The 20,572-nt window shown below is 41.4% G+C and carries 12 protein-coding genes and 1 riboswitch; of the genes, 5 read left to right on the plus strand and 7 right to left on the minus strand.

Annotated elements, in window-relative coordinates:
- Positions 1–6,008 (minus strand): Ig-like domain-containing protein (locus J7E81_RS25565; RefSeq protein ID WP_215046798.1); only part of this gene is annotated, 6,008 nt, incomplete at its 3' end.
- Between the two features lie 382 nt (positions 6,009–6,390).
- Here J7E81_RS25565 and J7E81_RS25570 point away from each other — a divergent pair.
- Positions 6,391–6,897: a hypothetical protein gene (locus tag J7E81_RS25570; RefSeq protein WP_215046799.1), complete on the plus strand. Its 507-nt coding sequence runs from the start codon at positions 6,391–6,393 to the stop codon at positions 6,895–6,897.
- 109 nt (positions 6,898–7,006) lie between these two features.
- Here J7E81_RS25570 and J7E81_RS25575 read toward each other — a convergent pair whose 3' ends face one another.
- Positions 7,007–7,204, minus strand: a complete 198-nt coding sequence (locus J7E81_RS25575) for a hypothetical protein (RefSeq protein ID WP_215046801.1) — start codon at positions 7,202–7,204, stop codon at positions 7,007–7,009.
- 547 nt (positions 7,205–7,751) lie between these two features.
- On the opposite strand from J7E81_RS25575, the gene J7E81_RS25580 reads away from it, so the two are divergent.
- Positions 7,752–8,735 (plus strand): LCP family protein, encoded by a 984-nt coding sequence (locus J7E81_RS25580; RefSeq protein ID WP_215046803.1) that lies wholly within the window; start codon positions 7,752–7,754, stop codon positions 8,733–8,735.
- Between the two features lie 413 nt (positions 8,736–9,148).
- Here J7E81_RS25580 and manA (J7E81_RS25585) read toward each other — a convergent pair whose 3' ends face one another.
- Positions 9,149–10,093 carry a mannose-6-phosphate isomerase, class I gene (gene manA, locus J7E81_RS25585; protein ID WP_215046805.1) on the minus strand — a complete coding sequence of 315 codons (945 nt, stop codon included), beginning with the start codon at positions 10,091–10,093 and terminating at the stop codon, positions 9,149–9,151.
- Between the two features lie 21 nt (positions 10,094–10,114).
- A complete protein-coding gene (locus J7E81_RS25590; protein ID WP_308162286.1) occupies positions 10,115–10,651 on the minus strand; it encodes an NUDIX domain-containing protein in 537 nt (178 codons plus the stop codon).
- Between the two features lie 646 nt (positions 10,652–11,297).
- Positions 11,298–11,386, minus strand: a riboswitch (cyclic di-GMP riboswitch).
- 403 nt (positions 11,387–11,789) lie between these two features.
- On the opposite strand from J7E81_RS25590, the gene J7E81_RS31435 reads away from it, so the two are divergent.
- The 3 genes from J7E81_RS31435 (at position 11,790) to J7E81_RS25605 (ending at position 13,509) form a co-directional block, all read left to right on the plus strand.
- Positions 11,790–12,080 carry a VanZ family protein gene (locus J7E81_RS31435; RefSeq protein WP_215046809.1) on the plus strand — a complete coding sequence of 97 codons (291 nt, stop codon included), beginning with the start codon at positions 11,790–11,792 and terminating at the stop codon, positions 12,078–12,080.
- Positions 12,076–12,186 (plus strand): VanZ family protein, encoded by a 111-nt coding sequence (locus J7E81_RS31440; RefSeq protein ID WP_374104102.1) that lies wholly within the window; start codon positions 12,076–12,078, stop codon positions 12,184–12,186. The genes J7E81_RS31435 and J7E81_RS31440 overlap by 5 nt, the downstream gene beginning before the upstream one ends.
- Before the next feature lie 525 nt (positions 12,187–12,711).
- On the plus strand, positions 12,712–13,509 hold the full coding sequence (locus tag J7E81_RS25605) for an AIM24 family protein (RefSeq protein WP_215046813.1): 798 nt from the start codon (positions 12,712–12,714) through the stop codon (positions 13,507–13,509).
- Between the two features lie 326 nt (positions 13,510–13,835).
- On the opposite strand, the gene manA (J7E81_RS25610) is transcribed toward J7E81_RS25605, so the two are convergent.
- From manA (J7E81_RS25610) to J7E81_RS25620, 3 genes are all read right to left on the minus strand, one after another.
- A complete protein-coding gene (gene manA, locus J7E81_RS25610) occupies positions 13,836–14,783 on the minus strand; it encodes a mannose-6-phosphate isomerase, class I (protein ID WP_215046816.1) in 948 nt (315 codons plus the stop codon).
- A 275-nt stretch (positions 14,784–15,058) separates the two neighbouring features.
- Positions 15,059–17,341, minus strand: a complete 2,283-nt coding sequence (locus tag J7E81_RS25615) for a glycoside hydrolase family 3 N-terminal domain-containing protein (protein WP_215046818.1) — start codon at positions 17,339–17,341, stop codon at positions 15,059–15,061.
- 31 nt (positions 17,342–17,372) lie between these two features.
- Positions 17,373–20,492, minus strand: a complete 3,120-nt coding sequence (locus J7E81_RS25620) for an alpha-mannosidase (protein WP_215046999.1) — start codon at positions 20,490–20,492, stop codon at positions 17,373–17,375.
- Between the last annotated feature and the right edge of the window lie 80 nt (positions 20,493–20,572).

Raw genomic sequence — 20,572 nt, forward strand, 5'->3', positions numbered from 1 at the left:
GTAGCTGGTTGATTGCTCGTCCCATCCGCTGGTTCCTCTACTGGAGTAGCTGGTTGATTACTCGTTCCATCTGCCGGTGACTCTACTGTGCCACCTGGTTGACTAACAGTTCCAGTTCCCGGTTGTTCTTCCGTACCGTTATTTCCTTCCACAACAGGTGTTACTATCGTGACTTCATTTGAGAAACTACTTTCCACATCATTTACAATTTGGGTAGCCTTATACCCTGAACCCGCAGGGATGTCTGTAAATGTGATTGTTCCTTCTGAATTAGCGGTTCCGCTAACGACAACCTCTCCCTTACTATCGTAGATCGTAATCAATGCACCTGGTGTTGCATTACTAATCTTAATAGTATTTTCACCATTTGAACTTCCTGCAGCTGTTAATTTATCTGGCTTAACTATGAGAACACGTGTTACAGGATCCGCCTCATTGCCCGCTTTATCTTTTACAGTATAGGTAATCGTGAACTTTCCTGGTGTTTTTGTATCTTCTGGAATACCAGAGACCTGAATCCTGCTAGTAATATCTCCATCTATTAGATCTGTGGCTTCCGCTCCAGCATCTTGATAGACATCATTAGCTGTAACGTTGACTTTCTCATCACCTTTTAACACAAGAGTCGGCTTCGTCGTATCAATCGAGAATGTAACATCATCCGTTGCCGAGTTTACGGCAGCGGTTGCGGTATAGTGCCCGTCAGATAGTTTGTCCGTAACCGTAACACTCCACTTATTATTTTCCACTGTACCTGTATACGTATTGCCCCCGATTTTCACCTGCACCGAAGATCCATCTTTTACATTGGTTGTGCCAGTTATGGTTGGTGATTGATCTTTTAGATATGCATCATGATCCGGGCTGTCAATTTGAATCGTAGGGTCTGGAATAATCGCATCCATGACGATGTTATATCGCATCAGCGTTTCACCGATATGGATCACTCCATTCTTGATCCAGCTATCGCCAAGACTGCTATTCGTCTTCGAATCTAGCCGGCTATCAAAAGTGACATATCCATCTTTTTCACCTGTAATATAGTAATCTCCATCAGCGAACACCATCCAAGCATAATTACCAAGCTCTTCCGCATCAGCCGTCATACCGGTTGTCAGCTGTGGATTGCTATTTTGATTTGGCAAAAAGTTATTTAATTGAGGTAAAGATACCAACGTATTAGGGGTATGGCCGTTTGCCTTATTAAGGTCCGTATCCGCCCAATAGATTTTCATGTTTACTCCCTCAATTAACTCACCGGTAACACTATCTGTAACGAGACCAAACGGGTCAATTAATTCATGTTGAACGACTAATTGCCCATCAGAGCCTACCGTGATCTCTGAAAATTTACCCGCTAACCGCTGGCCATTCACTACTACATTAAAAACAACCTGGTATGTTTTATTAGCTTCAAATCCTGTTAATTCATAATGCCCCTGATCGTCAATCTGTGCTTTAATTGCTCCACTTGGATCGTTTAATACCTGCATATCCAAATCGGCATCTGGGAACATTGCTTGAATCGACTTTAATTTATCATTTCTCGTTTGTATAAATAATTGGCCGCTGACTTTCCGTTCTGATTTAAATTTTTCGCTTTGTCCACTAGCCTGAACATGAGCCTCCTGAGTATAAACAGAAGTCACCTTTTCATTCCCGACAAGTGATGTTACTTCAATATTAACCGTATAATCACCGCCCGTTGGAACGGTAATCTGATAATTTCCATCACTGTCTGTGGTCGCTTCGATTTTTTCACCATTCACCACAATCCATACCTTAGTGTCAGCAATTGGTTTTCCACTCTCATCTAAAACTTGTCCCACAATAATCGGGGGTTCAAAAGCAATGGTGATTTCATCTTTAGCAGAAATTCCCTTATCAGGATCACTAACCGAGGCACTCACTTTCTTCGTGACAGCAACTGTACCTTCTATTTTAGGAGCAGTCAATTCTACGATGGCTTCCCCTTGCTCATTTGTTTTACTAGTGGTCTGTGATAAGGTGCCTGCTTCTGCCTCAAAATGTACCTCAGTATTGGAAATAGGGTTTCCATTACGGTCTTTTAAGACGGCTTTAAGGATTGCGGTTGATGTCCCATCACCTATGATTCTTGTCGGATCCGCTGTTAAAACAAGGTCAACCGGATAATGAATGGAAATCGTGTGGTCAGAAGTTGTACCATCTTCCGCCGTAACCCGAATCATCAGGTTGCTGTCAATCTCTGTGGCAGCTGTTTTTTCTATCATCTCACCACTAGGACCCACAACTTCCAATTTTGCTTTTGGAGAAATCACTAACCCCGCTATCAATTCACTCACCTTGGTTCCAGCTGGTACTTCCTTGAGGCTATTATCCTCCGTCAGCTCTCCCAATGTTGTCGAAAGAATTTGTTTCTCACTACTAAAGGCACGTTCTACTACGACTTCCTTCACATCGCTTACCAGCTTTCCAGGAGACGTAGCATTAAGTGAAAGCTGCTCTCCTTCAGAAAGGGATTGATTGGCACTCAACTCTAAGGTCCAATTTCCTAATTCATTCGCTGATACCTTTCCTAATTCATCACCATTCTGCTTGACCAGGATTTCGGCTCCAGGCTCTGAAGTTCCATTCACCTGTCTGTCACCAGAACGAATCGTCCCTTTAACAACTGGGGCTGTTGTTTTTTCCTGTGCGGTCACATAGACCGTCCATTCTTTTTCTGTCCCATCTTCTGCTTTGACAATATAAAGTAAAGAATGCGTAAAATCATTGGCTGTCTGTCCACTTACCTGAGACACTTCACCAATTTTCACACCTTGGGCACGGCCGGACAAGGTAAAGGCAGCGATTAAACCTTCAAGTTCTGTCCCATACTTTACTTCCACATGTATGGTTCGGTTGGTTTGATCAATTTCAGCTGACTTTGTTTCTTCTGGGATTTGATAGGACTCAATATCAGCCGAATCACTCAAAATTTGAACAGTCCCTTTTGGTGGAGAAACATTTCCATCATTATTAATCCCTGCTGGTAACTCTCCAAAACTGCCTGTAAACACATAGGCACCCGCTTGATTTCCATTATAACTCGGGGAAGATTGCTCACTCCAAGTAACCGGCACATCAATCTTGTCACTATTCTCTAACTCGACCCTGACGGTTGTTCCTAATGCCGCAAGAGCTGCTGTTTTACTCGTTCCTAATGCTACTGTTTTCGTCAAATCGGACACTTTGGCAATCTTTACAGTTTGCGGCTCTTGAACAGGAACTGGCTCTTGATTAGGAGCTGGGTCTTGATCAGGAGCTGGCTCTTGAACAGAAACTGGCTCTAATACGGTAACTGATCCAGTTGGAGTCGCGACTTCATCCGCGTTATCTATACCAGCTGGTAACGTTCCAAATGTTCCTGTAAATTGATAGGTTCCTACGTGTGAACCATCATAACTTGGGGTCGATTCAGAGCTCCATGTGATTGGTATTTGTACCTTTTTACCATTCTCTAACTCAACCTCCACTGAAGTCCCCAATGCTGCGATCGCATCTTCTTTGGCTGTTCCATTGGGGACTGTTTTTGAAACATTGTCTACATGTTTTAAACTTACCGTAGGTGGCAATTGAACGGTCACTATTCCGGTTGGAGCCGAAACTTCAGCATCATTATCAACACCAGCCGGCAAGGTCCCGAATGTTCCTGTAAAGACATAGATTCCTGCCTTAGTTCCATCATAGTCTGGTGTGGATTGTGTACTCCAAGAAACCGGAATATCTTTAGTCTTGCCATCTTCCAGTACAACAGCCACACTCATGCCCAATGCTTTCTTGGCATCCTCCAGACTAGTTCCATTTTGCACAGATTTTCTAACATCATCTACGTTAGCAAGACTGCTGGTATCCGGAACAATGGTAAAGGTATGGGTATCTGTATCCTCATTCCCAAACGGATCGGCGGCCGTCGCTTGAATTGTGTAGGTTCCTACAGACAATTCAGTGGACATCGTGTTTAGCCACTCCCAAGTAGAACCTATAGTTGTACTCGAAGGCACCGCATTTATGTTAGTAATATGAACAACCTTTTGATTTTCATCTATGACACGCAGCTCAACGCTAGCATTCATTTCTGATGTTCCACTAAATGTAGGTTTTTTCTCTGATGAAGTGGAACCATCGGCTGGTGCTTTGATAGTCACAGACGTACCCGTGTCCACCACAAGCTGCTGGCTGGCACTTGCACCATTTACCGATGCCGTTATGACATGAGTACCATCATTAAGTGGCTTGATATCTGGAACCTCAATTGCCCAACTTCCGCGGCTGTTCGACTCGATGGTATCCGTATAGATATCTTTCCCGTCAATAACAACTGTAACAACACTTCCTACAGTGGCATTTGTATTCCCCCGTATGGTCGGTTTATTATCATTTGTCGTAACCGACGTACCATTGTCAATGGAAATGGCTGTGGTATTGACCGTATAGTCCTTATTTGCCGCTGCTGTATTTCCTGAAGCGTTACTTGCGATCGCGGTGATCGTATGATTTCCTGCCGTAAGAGGCTTCTCTAACGCCGGAATGGACCAACTGCCATCCTTATTCGGTGTGGCAAATTCAACGGTTTTCCCATCAATACGCAATTCCACTTTATCCGCTCCAGAGGAACTTCCAGTGATGGCGGGGTTGGCAGCTCCGGTTGCGCCTGTAATAGCCACCTCTACAGGAGAGGCTGAACTTCCCTCTTTATACGTTAACTGTTGCGTGGTGGTTGCAAAAGTAGAAGCATTATTCGCTGTACCAGTCCAATCCACCTTGACAGTATAGGTCTTCCCATCAACAGGGGCCGGTAGGGTTTCTTGGTAATTCCAAGTCAATATATTAGTATCTCTAGGAGCATTATCCGTTTGCATTACCCCATCTATATAGACCTTAATCCGAACATTATTTTTGTTGGTTCCTGCATACGTACCAGATAGGACAGGAGTTTTGCTGTTTGTCATCGCAAACGAACTACCGTTAATCACCAGAGTATTAGAATTATCCAGTATCACAATATCCTGCTTAGCGGTTTCTGTCTTGTTGTTATCCGTTACCGCGGCAACGGCCTGATAAGTTCCATTTATTCCCGTGATCGTCGGCGGAAGTTCATAGTTCCAGCTATGCTGGTTAATATTGACTGATACCGCCGGGTCATTATTGATTTTTAATGAAACAGTACCAGTTTCTAAGGAACTTTTTCCCGTAACCGTATGATTGGCGGTGCTATAGGTTTTACTATTTCCACCATCTATGGATACGGTAAGAGGCTGTTCATTAAGACTTAGCTCCTTTAAGCCGCTAAAACTCACGTTATCTTCCGTACCGTTTGCGTTCATCCAATCTTTATTAATAACAGATAGATTGGCAGCTTTGGAGGTACCGAAGAAAAATTGGACGGGTTGTGTAGCGGTAATGTCAGAGGCCACTTCTGTAACCTTACTAATCGGCACCTGAAAATCTAAAAAGTACTGGCCATTCTCAGCCGGTGTAATTCGTGTTCCAGCTACTTCCGATCCACCATCGGTTGACGTTTGATAAACCTTATGTACATCTGTTCCAGATTCATTCGCTACATATACGTAATCAATATGCGGAGATTTTCCATTTAAACCAATAGTTGCCTTGGCTTCCCCATTCACCGCCAGCTTCACTAACCAGACTGAAGAAAGAAAGCCTCCTTTTCGGTCATATGGATTTCCTTTCACTCGTAATCTTACAAAAAAGTTTGTTCCATCTGAAGCCACATACATCGATGGCAGTACCCCTGTACCCCGGTCTACCCCGCTGGTAATATCAACATCAACTGGATGGACATCACTTGCTGGATCTAAAACGGGTGTACCGTTTGCTAGGGTATAAGGTGAGAATACCTCTGGCCATGCAGCGGGAGTTGAACCAGACTCTGTAGCTCCCTTAGCTGGCTTCGGGGGAACAAAGGTAGAGAATAATACAAAGAAAGTCAGTACTATTATCCCTATTTTGTTCAAGTTTTTCATTTTTACGATAGCCCCCCTCTTCTTAAAGATAACTATTTTAATAGATATAAATTTTCCTCTCCTTTCCCTAACTCGATCGAAATAGAAACATTTTCCTAGTACTTTTTGACTATTAAAAGAGTAAAAAAATTTTCGATTCGCTATTTATAGACAAATTTCACTATAAAACTAGAAAATAATGGAGTTATAGAAAAAGTATAGTCGGAAATTGTTGACATGTCACGAAAAGTTTAAGAAATTTGTTGAAATTTTTTATTGACACATTAAAGCGATAAATAGCAATACTGGTTTCAAATAAATATTTTCCGGGTATCCCAATATCGACACCATTTTTAATATACTTTCAAACTATACGAAAAAGTGATTCGAGGGGGAACTTTGCATGAAATTACAAAGATTATTGAAGCTATTCTATCCTGTATTAATGGTTTTTACATTGTTATTACTACCCTCACAGAGTTCACAAACATATGCAAATACGAACATTACAAAACCCCCAAAGGTGGAAAAAGCAACAACCTACATAACTTCCTTCAAACAGATAAATGGGAAATGGGTGGGAAAATTTGATTATATCCAATGGTATTTCGGCAAGTCTGCTGATAGAGAATTTCTAAAGGATTGCAAATGCCAGAAAGAAATGGATGGTGCCCCAGACGGGTACTGGATCCGAAACGTTAATCCTAAGATACGTACCTTTACCATTTCAAACAATGCCCAATATGTCTTACAGACACGTAGTCTATACGAAATCAAATGGAATGAAAAAGTAACCAGAAGTCAATTTATTACTTTCTTGAATCAGCGGGATAAGCACCATCAGATTCCTTTTCATCTCGAGATAACAAATGGGGTTGTAACGAAAATTATAGAACAATATATACCTTAAAATAATAAGCCCATTATTTCTGATACAGAGATAATGGGCTTATTTATGTTGACCGTTTTATTAAAATCATCCATCCATAACAAAAAGGCCAAACTAGGCCCCTTCTACTTTAACCTATATCTTCAAATATTTTTTCAAATACCTCAGACGCTTCTGTATCGATACCAGCCATCCAATGAATATATTTAATTTCTTTTCCTGTTAAATCCCTGTCGAGCCGATTTGAAATCAAACGGACCAATCGTTTATATCTTTCCTCATCTTCATTCACAAAGGTAATTGCTTCTAAATACTCTTTTCTAGTCATTATTTTGAATCTCCTCCCTCATCCAATCCTTTCCAAGAATCGATAAAATTAAACCTAAGATTACTGATAAAATAGGAAACTATGACAATACATACCGCTTATTCTTCCTTTCTACTGCTATTAAAGCGTTCTTAAAGCCTTCTATTTAACAAATAGAAGCGTGTTTCTCTCGCCCCAAGGGATGCCCATATCCTTCCTCCATTAATACAACTTTCTAATCCCCCAAATTATTAAAACAGGAATATTGGGAACCAAATAAATGGCTAAAACATTAGAATTGCAATTTGACTCAGAGTTTGGAAAACTGCGGAGGTCATAATGAATTAGAACAGAACAATCATTAAAAAGGAGCACGCGAATCAACCTCATCGGCGACCCCTTCCATAGGCCTTATTCACCCAACAGTCTATGAATATCAGATAATTTTCTACAAATTTTTTTTACCAGTTTAATCTTATTGAATGCATTCTCCAAAAATAGTAAGATTAGTCAGTAATTGTAAGGCTAAATAACAAAATACTATTTGTCTAATTCAGTGGAGGAAAATATGAAGAAAAAGAGTGGAAGAAAACGAAAAATTATTGGCTTCAGTATTCTAGGAATCTTACTTCTAGGGGTTGCTGCATTCGGCTATGAATACTATCAACTACAGCCCAAAAATCACTTCTCAAAAGTTCCCGTAGTGGGTGCGGAGAAAGCATCAGGTTCAACGAATACAGAGGAAAAGGTTGACGTGAAGACACCTGTATTTAACGTCCTCTTAATCGGTTCGGACCAACGAAAAGGTGATAAATTAGGTCATACCGATTCTATGGTGCTTGTCCATGTCGATTTAAATAAAAACAAATATCAGGCGGTTAGTATACCTCGTGATACTCGTATTCATTTAGATGGTTATGGATATACAAAATTAACGAGTGTTCAATATATTAAGCAAGCCACCGTTGGGTCCCAAAAAGGGATTGAAGCTGCTGTTACAGCCATAAGTGAGTTTATGGGTGTCCCGATCAATTATTATGTTGAAACAAACTATTGGGGCTTCCAATCTATGGTTGACGCATTGGGTGGAATCGAGATGAATGTACCTTTTGATGTAAAATTAACACACCCTTGGTATGCTGAAAATAGTAATAAAGTAATTAATACAGGTACTTATTCATTTGATGGGAAAATGGTAACAGAGGTTGTTCATGAGCGTTATTCACTAAAAAATGGTGAGTATGGCCGTCAGCAGTTACAGGAAGAAGCACTAAAGGGGATTGCAAAAAAAGCATTAAGCCCAAGCAATATCACAAAGTTGCCAGCCCTGGTTAAAACGATCCCTCAATTTGTTGTCGCTACAAATATGTCAACAACTGATATGTTGAGCCTAGGTCTGTCTGCGAAAGACTTTGATCCAAAAACTCAGTTGGTTTATCAGCAAATGCACGGTGAAGGAAAAAAGCTTTACGATGATATACTAAAAGCAAACAATTCCCAAATAGTGATCAATCAAGAACAAGTAAAGGCTATAGCAGCTAACTTTCAATAAAAAGTCAAAGGAACGGTTCTCATGCTTCCGAAGCATGAGAACCGTCCCTTTGCTTCTTTCTTCACCAAAAATCAACAATTAACCCCTAAATCTCACGTAATTATTTTTATTATTCCACAATTTATTCCATTGATATTGAAAGCGTTTTCAGTTATAGTTAATAAAACACTTTTGATAGGCTTAATCGTTATCTACAATTATTCCTAGGAGTGGATGTACATGGACAAACAAGGGAATTTATTAGTGGGATTATTTTGGGGTACGTCTTTAAGTATACCTTTGTGGATGGCGTTTTTTGGCTGGCTGAAACTTATTATTCATTTTGTTATTTAGTTTAAAAACCTAATAATTATATAGCAACCATAAAAGAGTAAGGAACAATCATGGTCCTTACTCTTTTGTATTCATTCAATTTAAGTATATGAAACAATCATTTCACAATTACCATCGATCTTAAACTCGCCAAATCCAACAGGAAGAATGAAATGGGTTCCCTTCCTTAAATCATATTGTTTTTCATGATGAGATAGGGTGCTTTCACCTTTAATCACACTAAAAAGCAAATACTGGTCATTAAATGAAAAGCTAGTCCTGCCACCAACTTGCCATTTATAAACAGAGAAAAACTCTGATTCCACAAAGGTGGTAATGGTAGTAGCATCTTTCTCTTGGACTGTTTTCATGCTTACCGCATCTTGATGCGGAACCGTAGTAACCTCGATGGCTTTCTCTAAATGAAGCTCCCTTAAGTTGCCCTCTACATCTCGGCGATCATAGTCAAAGACCCGGTAGGTTGTGTCAGAGCTTTGCTGTGTTTCTAATACAAGAGTTCCTTCACACAGGGCATGGATAGTCCCGCTTGGAACATAGAAAAAGTCACCTGGTTTGATTTTTACTCGGCGGAGCAGATCACTCCACTGACCTTCCTGAATTTGCTGCCGTAATTCTTCCTTGGTTTTGGCATTATGGCCGAAAATCATGTCAGCATTCTCTTTACAATCAATAATATACCAGCACTCCGTCTTACCAAGTTCGCCGTTCTCTTGAACCATCGCATAGGAATCATCAGGATGCACTTGGACAGAAAGGTCCATGTTGGCATCCAGTATCTTGGTTAATAAAGGAAATACCTTCCCCTGTGGATTTCCAAAAAGTTCCGGATGCTTCTTCCACAAACTATCTAAAGTCATTCCCTTATAGGGGCCATTATCTACCATAGAAGGTCCATGAGGGTGAGCGGAAATCGCCCAGCACTCGCCTGTGTTTTCATTAGGGATATCATATCCGAATACTTCCTGTAAAGCTGTCCCTCCCCATATTCTCTCTTTAAAAACGGGCTGTAAAAATAATGGTTCCAAAAATAGTCCTCCTCGTGGTTGTTAATCCGTCATAAACTTATATCTTAAAATAGCGGCAAGACCTGCACCATGCTTGAAATCACCTTTAATAATGAGGTCCTTCAGCTCTTCCATGGTAAGAGTATGCAATTCTAGTGTCTCGCTATTTTCTAACGTTTGCTGGGTTGAAGTTAAGCCAGCTGCCGCAAACAAGAATATTTCTTCCGTTGTTGAACCTGGAGAAGGATAAAAGCTACCTAATTCAAGCCAATGCTCTGCCACATACCCTGTTTCTTCCTCAAGTTCTCGTTTTGCAACCTCAAGCGGATCATTACCCACTTGATCAATCATTCCAGCAGGCAACTCCCATTGCCAACTATTAATCGCATGGCGATATTGTTGTAAACAGACGACTTCATGCTCTTTCGTTATTGGGAGAATGCAGACTCCTTTGGCAAAGTCCAAATAGGAAAACGTCTTTTCGTCCCCGTTTGGAAGAATCACCTGATCGATGGTTATGCCAAACCGATCTACCTTATTCTTATTAGAACTCGTAATCTTCCAGGTCAATTTGTTCACCTCAAACTTAATCATTCTTATTTTTCTAGTTTAACTAACTTATCTCCAAATATTAGGATACTACAAAACGAAAGAAAATAGGAGAACAAATTTATGATTACTTTATCTGTGACAAAGTTCCTTCAGGCACATTAGTTGGGATTTAAATGCCAGATTAATTTTCCTTCGTTTAGGGAATAATATCATTATTAAATTTCAGTAATGGATCAACTATTCGGTCATTTTATTTAAAAAGAGGACGATTATTTTTCGGGGTGAATTTCATGGAGAGGCAAGGGAACATTTTAGTAGGGATCATATGGGGTACGTCTTTAAGTATACCTTTGTGGCTGGCGGTATTTGGCTGGCTAAAACTATTCCTTCGTTATATTTAATGGTAACCTTCTGTTTTTAAGCGGGCTACGTATAAAAAGTAACGATCTGATAATAATTTACTGGACAAAAAAACAATCCCAATATAGAAAGGATTGTTTAGAAAACGTTTACATATTAATGATGAGTATTTAACATTTGATCTCCTCTTTTGGCTGCAACCATTAAACTCATAATCAAAAGCATCGAAAAAGAGCCGACAAATAAACCTGCTATAAATATAAACATAGTAAACCTCCTAGATGAATGATAATTCGTAGTAAGGCGATTCATATTCGGTAACTGGCTGGCATAGTTATAGTAAAAACCTTAGCCCCTCTAGCTTTGCGCGGCCACTTTTCAATGGTTTTGCCCTTTCGTACGAACTATGTATTTCTTATTTTATTATAACATTTATTACGAGTGTTCCATAGTATTAATAACCTTTTAAATATTTATATTATGTGAAAAGTGTTTAAGGGTGGCTCAATGTATGGACGAACTTCAATTGAGCCCGCAAAATGGAGGGAATAAATTTGAAAGAGAACGAGGATGGGGGGAACTTTGGTTTGGGATGCTTATGGGGGATCATTTTATCCATCCCTTTATGGATCCTCACCTATTTCATATTTCGTCATGTACGACACTAAAGAACAATTTACATCTATCAAGGAAGCTCAAGCAGAATAAATCACCTTATGGCTTTTCCACACCCTAAGAAATTATTTATTATGCGTCCAATTAAATGTTAAGATATTTCCTATATAAAGATTTAGTAGGAGTTCTTATGCAAAAAAGGTTACTTATTCTATTACTGTTTATCTTTTCATTGGTTTTTATTGTTAGATTTACGATGTTTCCAGATTCTTCGTTAGGCATAGGGATAAGTAAAGGGGAAATAAACTTAATACCTTTTAAATCTTTGGGAAATCCAATTTCATCAAACTTCATCGTGAATGTTGGGGGGAATATTTTATTATTTATTCCGTTTGGTTTTATCTTACCGTTGAGGTATCCCAAGATTAGTAGATTGCCAACAGTCACTTTAGTAGGAGTATGGTTATCCGACCCTAATTGAGTGTATCCAATTAACCATGCCCAATAGAACCACGGATATTAACGATGTTATGTTAAATACTTTAGGAACATATATTGGATTTAGTTTATTCAAAAAAGGGATGTAGCTTAAAGCCCTAGAATTCGAAGATTAACATTGGTAAACATACTTAATAGTATTAATTGTTTTCCAGAGTAGAGTAATAGTCCTGCTAGAACGATAATGAAAAAATTTTTTCACGTGCTTAGAAGAAGGATTGTTTTATTAGGTTTTGTGTAACATCACATTGCAAATTTCCCACGAGAAATAGATTATTAACATTCAACATCAGGGATGACCTGATGTGTTTTCATTTTATATAATGTCGTATAATTAAGTTAGCAATACACCTCCCTTTGAAGGAGGGGAGATCAATAACAATGTCAGCTATTCAAGCACAGTTAAATACCAATCGTCAGTACCTATTGTCTACACTAGACGAACAAGTCAATTGTACTGGAAACTGGCTGAGCACCAATTGATAAAGTATAAACCATTGGATTTATGCGAACCGTTACATGAACAACGATGGGAACAGTTGAAGTTAAGTTGATTTAATATTTGTCCGTAAGCAAGTCCAAATCAGGTCTTTATATAAAGAGGAGAAAATGCTATGTCCGAAGCATATCAAGTAATAAGTTTTGTTGAAAATCAAAATATGAAAATTGAGATTTTAGAGTATCAACAATTAGGCGGAAATGATAACTTTGCTGTTGCTGAAAAGCTATTTTTTGCACAAAAATCAAACATTAAATTAAGACAAGTAAGGATTACACTAAAAAACAGCGCTCTTACCGCTGAATCAGGTGCCCTACAGTTTATGAAAGGGAATATTTCGTTAAAAAGTCTAGGAGGAACGAGTGCAAAAGGGTTTTTAAAAGGGTTAGCTTCCAGTGTTTTAACCAATGAATCCATGATTAAACCACAATACCAAGGGAGCGGAATCATTTATTTAGAACCAAGCTTTAAACACTTCATGATCGTTGAACTAAATAACGAAGAAATCATTGCAGATAAAGGTCTTTTTTATTGCTGTGAATCGACTGTTTCGATCTCAGTCCAAGCAATGAAGAATATTTCTTCCGCCATTGCTGGAGGCGAAGGATTATTTCAAACAAAAGTATCTGGAAGCGGATATTGCGTATTTGAAATTCCTGTTCCTGAAGATGAACTAGTAGAGTTTGAACTGCAAAATGAAATGGTTCAAGTAGATGGAAATTTCACGCTTTTCCGATTGGGGAATATCGACTTTACCGTTGAAAAATCAACAAAAAGCATTTTCGGTTCTGTTACATCCGGCGAAGGTCTACTTCAAACATTTAGAGGAACGGGGAAAGTCTTTATTGCACCAACGTTACCTGTTTATGAAAAGCTAGGACATCTATTAAACCCGACGCCGCCATCAAAATAAAAAGGTTTTTTGGCTAAGGTTTAAAGTTTCGGAGAATAAGATGACAGCTTGTTAATTTCTACTGCATATTATGTAAAAAAGTCTTGTTTCATTTAAGCTGTAATACAACCAATGCCTATACCTGTTTTGTTTCTTGTCAAAAGTGCAGCCTTTGTCACAAAATTCCCCATTTTGTTGTGACAAGGGCTTTATTTTTAATCTTTAGAAAAAACATACCTCGGAGCGGAAGTTTGCCGCTGACTTGTGTTAGGGACTTTCACCCTTAAGTTCAATGTGCTGCCAAGCGCACAAAAGAAGCATGAGAACCGTCCCCATGCTTCTGCTGTCTACTTATGTGATAAAATTATCTCGCAATGACCGGAAATTTCAAATTCACCAAATCCTACAGGGACAATAAGATGCGTACCTTTCTTCAAACTATATTCCTCTCCATTATGTAAAAGTGCTCCTTCTCCATTTATAACACTAAGAAGTAAATAGTGATCATCAAAAGAAAACAAGGCAGACCCTTGTACTTCCCATTTATAAACCGAGAAAAACTCTGACTCTACTAAAGTAGTAATCTTAACATTCTCCTGCTCCTCAACCCTTTGAACAGCTTCACCATTTCGGTGTGGGACTGTCGTTACATCAATAGCCCTTTCTAAATGGAGCTCACGTAAATTTCCGGCTGAGTCCCTGCGGTCATAATCATACACACGATAAGTAGTGTCCGAGCTTTGCTGTGTTTCCAACACAAGTGTTCCTTCGCATAAAGCATGAATGGTTCCGCTTGGGACGTAGAAAAAGTCACCCGGCTTAATTTTCACACGGCGCAAGAGTTCATTCCATTTCCCCTCGGTAATTTGTTTTACTAATTCCTCCCTTGTCTTGGCGTTATGGCCAAAGATCATGTTCGCATCTTCTTTACAGTCGATAATATACCAGCATTCCGTTTTGCCAAGCTCCCCATTTTCATTTACCCTTGCATAGGCATCATCGGGATGAACCTGCACAGATAGATCCATATTGGCATCCAAGATTTTGGTTAACAACGGAAAAGCTTGCTCTTTTGGATTCCCAAATAGTTCAGGATGCTCCCGCCAAAGATTGTCCAGAGTTGTACCGGTATACGGTCCGTTTTCGATGACGGAAGGACCATTCGGGTGAGCAGAAATGGCCCAGCATTCCCCCGTGTTTTCAGATGGGATGTTATATCCATATTCTAGCTGTAACGTAGTTCCTCCCCAAATTCTCTCTTTAAAAACAGGCTTTAAAAATAATGGCTGCAACATAATACCACCCTTACTATATAAAATTTTTCTGTCGTCAATAAGAGCTATTGACTACCCTATTAACCTATTTTTTCCATATACGGTAGTCAATAAGGGTCTTTGACTACCCTGTTAACCTATTTTTTCCATTTACGGTCGTCAATAAGGGCTATTGTCTAACCTGTTAATCTATTTTTTCCATATAAGGTCGTCAATAAGGCCTATTAACTACCCTGTTAATCTATTTTTTCCATTAGTCCTCTTAGTAAGGAACTGCTTGGATTATTCCGTATGATTTAACCGATAGCCAAGACAGCGCTTAAAGAGTCGACAGGATTTCCAACTTCAATTTCAAACCATCCTTGTTCAAGCTTATAGGTATTTTGGCTGCTGAATACTTGTAATTCCTCCGCCCCAAGCTCAAGCATCACTTCTTTGGTCTCCCCGGAAGCCAGCCATACCTTCCTAAAACCTTTTAATTCCTTAACCCTTCTGGTTATACTTGAGCCCTTTCCTTTTAGATAGAGCTGAATCACATCATAGCCATCGCGGTCCCCTATATTGGTGACATCCACCGTTATGCTGAACTTTTCACCAGCCAACAATTGGTCAGCTGTTATGGTTTTCCTTGTGACCCGAAGATTTTCATACTTAAATTTTGTATAAGAAAGCCCAAAGCCAAATGGATACAAGGCATTTCCGGATTGATCGAAATAGTCCTTCTTGTATCCCCCGTCCTTATAATTATAAAAAACAGGCAGCTGCATGGAAGACCTTGGGATGGACACCGGCAATCGTCCGCTGGGATTGACCTCTCCAAATAACACCTCCGCTATGGCCTGACCACCCATTTGTCCTGGGTACCAAGCACTTAAAATCGCCGGGGCATGTTCCGCAATCCATGGTATCGCATGTGGTCTGCCCTGGATTAAAACAACGATAACCGGTGTTCCTGTTTCCATCACTTTTTGAAGCAGCTGGAGCTGAAGGCCGCCCAATTCCAAATTGGCTACATCCACATTTTCGCCGCAATCCATTTCTTCCTCGCCTGTTGTATTAACAACAGCTCCGTTTAGGTCAAATTGGGCATCAAATTTCCTGGCACTGGAACCACCTAAAACAACGATAGCCACATCTGAACCGCCGGCGAGACGAACAGCCTTCTCCATTCCTGACCGATCTCCAGAACGAATGCCGCAGCCCTTTTCATAAACCACTTCCGCCTCAGAAGCCAGTGAGGTAATCCCTTCCCGTACCGTGATAACGCGGCCTTCCCGCTGGAACGGTGTATAATCGCCAAGCTGATTATAGATTGCATCTGCATTCGGACCAATGACCGCTATCTTTTTAACATCTTTTTTGAGAGGAAGGATTCCGTCATTTTTTAACAGAACCATCGACTGCCGGGCCGATTCCAGATTAATTTTCTCAGCCTCTTCCTTATTTTTCATCTGACCGGATTCCACATAAGGCCGGTCAAGCAAGCTCATTTTGAATTTAAGCGTTAATACCCTTCTTACTGCATCATTAAGCTTTTCTTCACTGACGAGCCCCGTTTCCACTGCGGTTTCCAAAGTAGTATACACATCATCCCAAAGGCTGATATCTACTCCATTTTCAAGGGCCAATGCAGCGGCTTTCTCCCGGCTTCGGGTTAAAGCGGTCAAATTGTCGAGCGCACAGCCGTCAGCCATCACCACTCCCTTAAATCCGAACTCCTCCCGCAAAACTTGATTAAGAAGATAGCCATTGGCGTGACAGGGAATTCCGTCAATTTCATTGTAAGCTGCCATACAGGCAAGCGCTCCTGATTGGATGGCTGCGATCATCGGCGGAAGATGAATTTCCCTTAATTCTCTTTCCCCGATGGAAGCTGGCGCAGCATTCTTACCTCCTGTTCCGTTGCCCTGGGCCGCAAAATGCTTTAACACAGCGGTCATTTTCCCATCTGGGATAAAGTCACTTGGCTCCCCCTGCATTCCTTTAACAACAGCCTCGGTTAAACGGGAGGCGAGGTAGGGATCTTCACTGAAGCACTCCTCTGATCGCCCCCATCTTGGATCGCGCAGGATATCCAGTGTCGATACGAGGGCCAAATGGGCCCCTTTTGCCCTGACTTCCTCTGCAACAGCCGCCATCAGTTTTTCATGCAATTCGGGATTCCACGTGGCACCAATTCCCAAATTGACAGGCGTAATCATACTGTCCAATCCTTGATGACCATGGGAGCATTCCTCCGAAAGAAGGACGGGAATTCCCAATCTTGTATGTTCCTTTACATATTGTTGAATCAGATTGGCCACTTCAGCACTAACATCCTCCGTAATCCCATTTTCAAAATGAACGGCTGACCATGGATCGGAACGGAAGAGTCCATAAAGGACTCCGATTCCATCCCATCGCTCGACATGTTCTTTAAACTTTTCCGTTAGTTCGAAGCCGGTGTCTGTTTTTCTGTAAACTTCCCAGCCATACAATTTCTGATTAACCTGGCCGACCTTTTCCTTTAAGGTCATGTTAGACAATAATGCTTCAACTCGTTCATTTATCACTTCTGTTGCCGTATTAGAATGTGCCATTTTTCCACCTGACCCATGTAGTTTTTTGATTCTAAAAGCTTACTAAAATTGTTTTTACTTCAAATGGCTTCAGTGAGGAGGATAGCTTGTTCCCTTGGACGGAAATGTCTGCCTGTCTCTCTTCCAACAAATTGGTTTCATATGCAGACTGAACCTGCCCCGCCAAGGATAAGGAAATATTCTCTCTGCCGCCGCTAGATTCATACATTCTCAGCGTAAGCCCCGTGCCATCCTCTGACGGCTTGACCGTATCAAGAATGACCTGCTTGGACTCTGTCTTTATAAAAGAATGCGAACTTGGCAGGATTCCCTGATGGGCAGAAGTACAGAGAACAACAGCTGGGTGATTCAACTCATACCCGCGCTTAACCACTTCAGCCTCTCGCCAGTCACCTTCATGCGGGAAAAGGGAGTACGTAAATTCATGTTGTCCCTGGTCTGCCCCTTTGTCAGGCCATCTAGGTGCCCGAAGCAAGGATAAGCGCAGAACATTTTGTTTCACATCATATCCGTATTTGCAATCATTCAACAAACTGACTCCATATCCAGCTTCAGAAAGGTCGGCAAAGCGGTGGCCGCACACTTCAAACTGTGCCTGCTCCCAGCTCGTATTCGTATGTGTCGCTCTTTCCACCGATCCGAACGGGATTTCAAACGTGGCTTTATTGCTAACCACATCGACCGGGAAGGCAACCTTTAATAATTTGTGCTCCTCCTGCCAATCGACTCGCGTTTGGAAATCGATTCGTCTACTGTGGTGATAGAAAACCATCTCTTGCTCGATGGTTGATTGAGCCAGCTGCCATTTAAACCGGATCACATCCTTGACCGCTCCTTTTTGGATGTTTTTCTCAAGAAGGACAACCGCTTCCGCCGGCTGGTCTTCAAAATGGGGATCCACATCCCATGCATCCCAGAGCATCGGGCGGTCATGGAAGAGCTGGAACTGATTAGCGGCGGCACCGCTAGGCACCACTTCACGCTGGGCTTTTTTATCATAAAGGCGGGAAATTTCCCCCTTTTCATTCCATTCCACCAGATAATAGTCTGTTTCCCACTCGCGGCCCAATTCCTCTTGTTCCTCGACTACTTGTTTCCCTAAATCCTTTAACCATATGGCTGCATAGCCCATTTCTGGAATCTCAGGCACGTAAACAGTTAATTCAGTTTGGCCATCTTCCCTTTGAATAAAGTCCGTTGGAAGTTCCTGCCCCTCCTGATTGACTGCTCCCATTCCTGCCAATTCAGGTCCACCGGTCATTCTTACGGTTTCAGACTTCTTCCAAGACAAGCTATTAAAGAGGATGACCGGTACTCCGTCGCCCTCGGTGTCAATTTGCTTTTCAAGCGCATCCAAAGCCTCCTGTCTCACCGTTTCGCCGTTTGCAAAAATTTTCTTGTAATCGGACTCCGAATCCACATAGACCTCCGGAATAGATGACCCTGGAATTATATCGTGAAATTGATTGAGCAGAAGCAGCTTCCAGCCTTCTTTCAATGACTGAGAAAGATTGGCTCCGGCAAGGTTTCCAGCTAGGCTGCGCCAAATCTCTGCATCCCGGTAAAGGACTTCTGCTTTCCGGTTCCATTTCTTATTCCGGGCATGTGTAGTGTACGTCCCCCGATGAAGCTCCAAATACATATCCCCCACCCATGCAGGCAAAGCTGGATTGGCCTCACGGATCCCATCGAAAAATTCGTGGGCTGTACTGTTTACCACTGCCGGCAAGCCCGGCAAAGAGGCGGAACGATCAATATAATCAATCATTTCTTGTGTCACGCCGCCGCCGCCATCCCCATGTCCATAAAGGAGCATCTGTTTTGAATGGGCATTCTTTTGCTTAAAACTATCCCAGTGACTCTGGATTTCTTGGGGGTGGGTATATTCATTTAATCCATGATTCAAAAAGGAAAGAATCTGCGTTCCATCGATCCCTTCCCAATAAAACAAATCATAAGGAAATGGATTGGTGTCATTCCAGTTCATTTTAGAGGTCATAAAATAGTCAATTCCTGCACCCTTTAACAATTGTGGCAGAGAAGCACAATAGCCAAAGGTATCAGGGAGCCACTCAATTCTTGGCTGTACGCCGAATTCATCCTTGTAAAATTTCATCCCATATAACAACTGACGGACTAATGATTCACCGGATGGCATATTTAAATCGGGCTCCACCCACATGCCTCCGACAACCTCCCAGCGCCCATCGGAAATATGCTTTTTCACCCTTTCATAGATTTCAGGGTAATGCTCTTTCACAAAGGCATAGGCTTGGGGCTGGCTCTGTGCATAGGTAAAGCCTGGATTCTCATCCAGCAGGGTACTCATCGTCGAAAAAGTCCGGCTGCACTTGCGAATAGCTTCCTTTACCGGCCAGAGCCAGGCCAGATCAATATGAGACTGTCCTACCATTAACATTTGACCAAGGGAGTTTCCCGCCAAATCAGATAGTTTTTTCTTTAAGTCTTCTTCTATGCCAGCAACCCATAAACCATTCGTTAACGCTTCCGGCGCTTCAGACAGAATCCTTTTTTCAACCTCAGTCAAACTCTCAATGATTTTGAAACGTCCCATGTCACCTTCCGGCAGCAATTTTGCGGTGTCATAGTAACACTTCACGGTGGCCAGCAGACTTTGGACAGCCGTATTTGGAAAATCAAGATTGCCTCTCAGAAGGGTTAGTGGTGGGGGATCATATTCGGCAGGTTCATTTTGGTAATTTAACTCATCGAGCGTTTGGCCCGCATAGTTATATAATTCTATTTTTATGTTGATTTGTTCCTTTCCCCGTACATTCTCCGGAAAAGGAACATAACTACGGTTCCGATCAATTCCATGGTGGGGCATGCCATCGATAGAAACCAACCCCTCATGGAGAGTCCGGCGTCCCTTTGCACCGGCAAGAAAGGTAAGTCCAAAAGGCCGATTCTGCCAGTGAGCGGGGATCGATACTTCCTTCTCCAAAAACATGGTACCACCCGCATCGATTAACCAATCACCTTCATTAATGGTAAAGCCGTCCTCAGAATCAAACTCATAGTTTGCTGGTGACATATAAACGCCGCGTTTTGCACGCCAATCCTTAATCTCGATCGACTCTAGTATCTGCTGATTCGATAAATGCTGAATAAATCGCTGGATTCTCTCCAAAGTCAATGTCGTTCCCTCCCAAGCTAGTATTCTTTTTTTAAAAAAATGACTGTGTTAACTTTTGGCTGTTGATTTCCGCG

It is taken from the genome of Bacillus sp. ISL-18 (genome assembly GCF_018613415.1).
GTDB lineage: Bacteria > Bacillota > Bacilli > Bacillales > Cytobacillaceae > Neobacillus.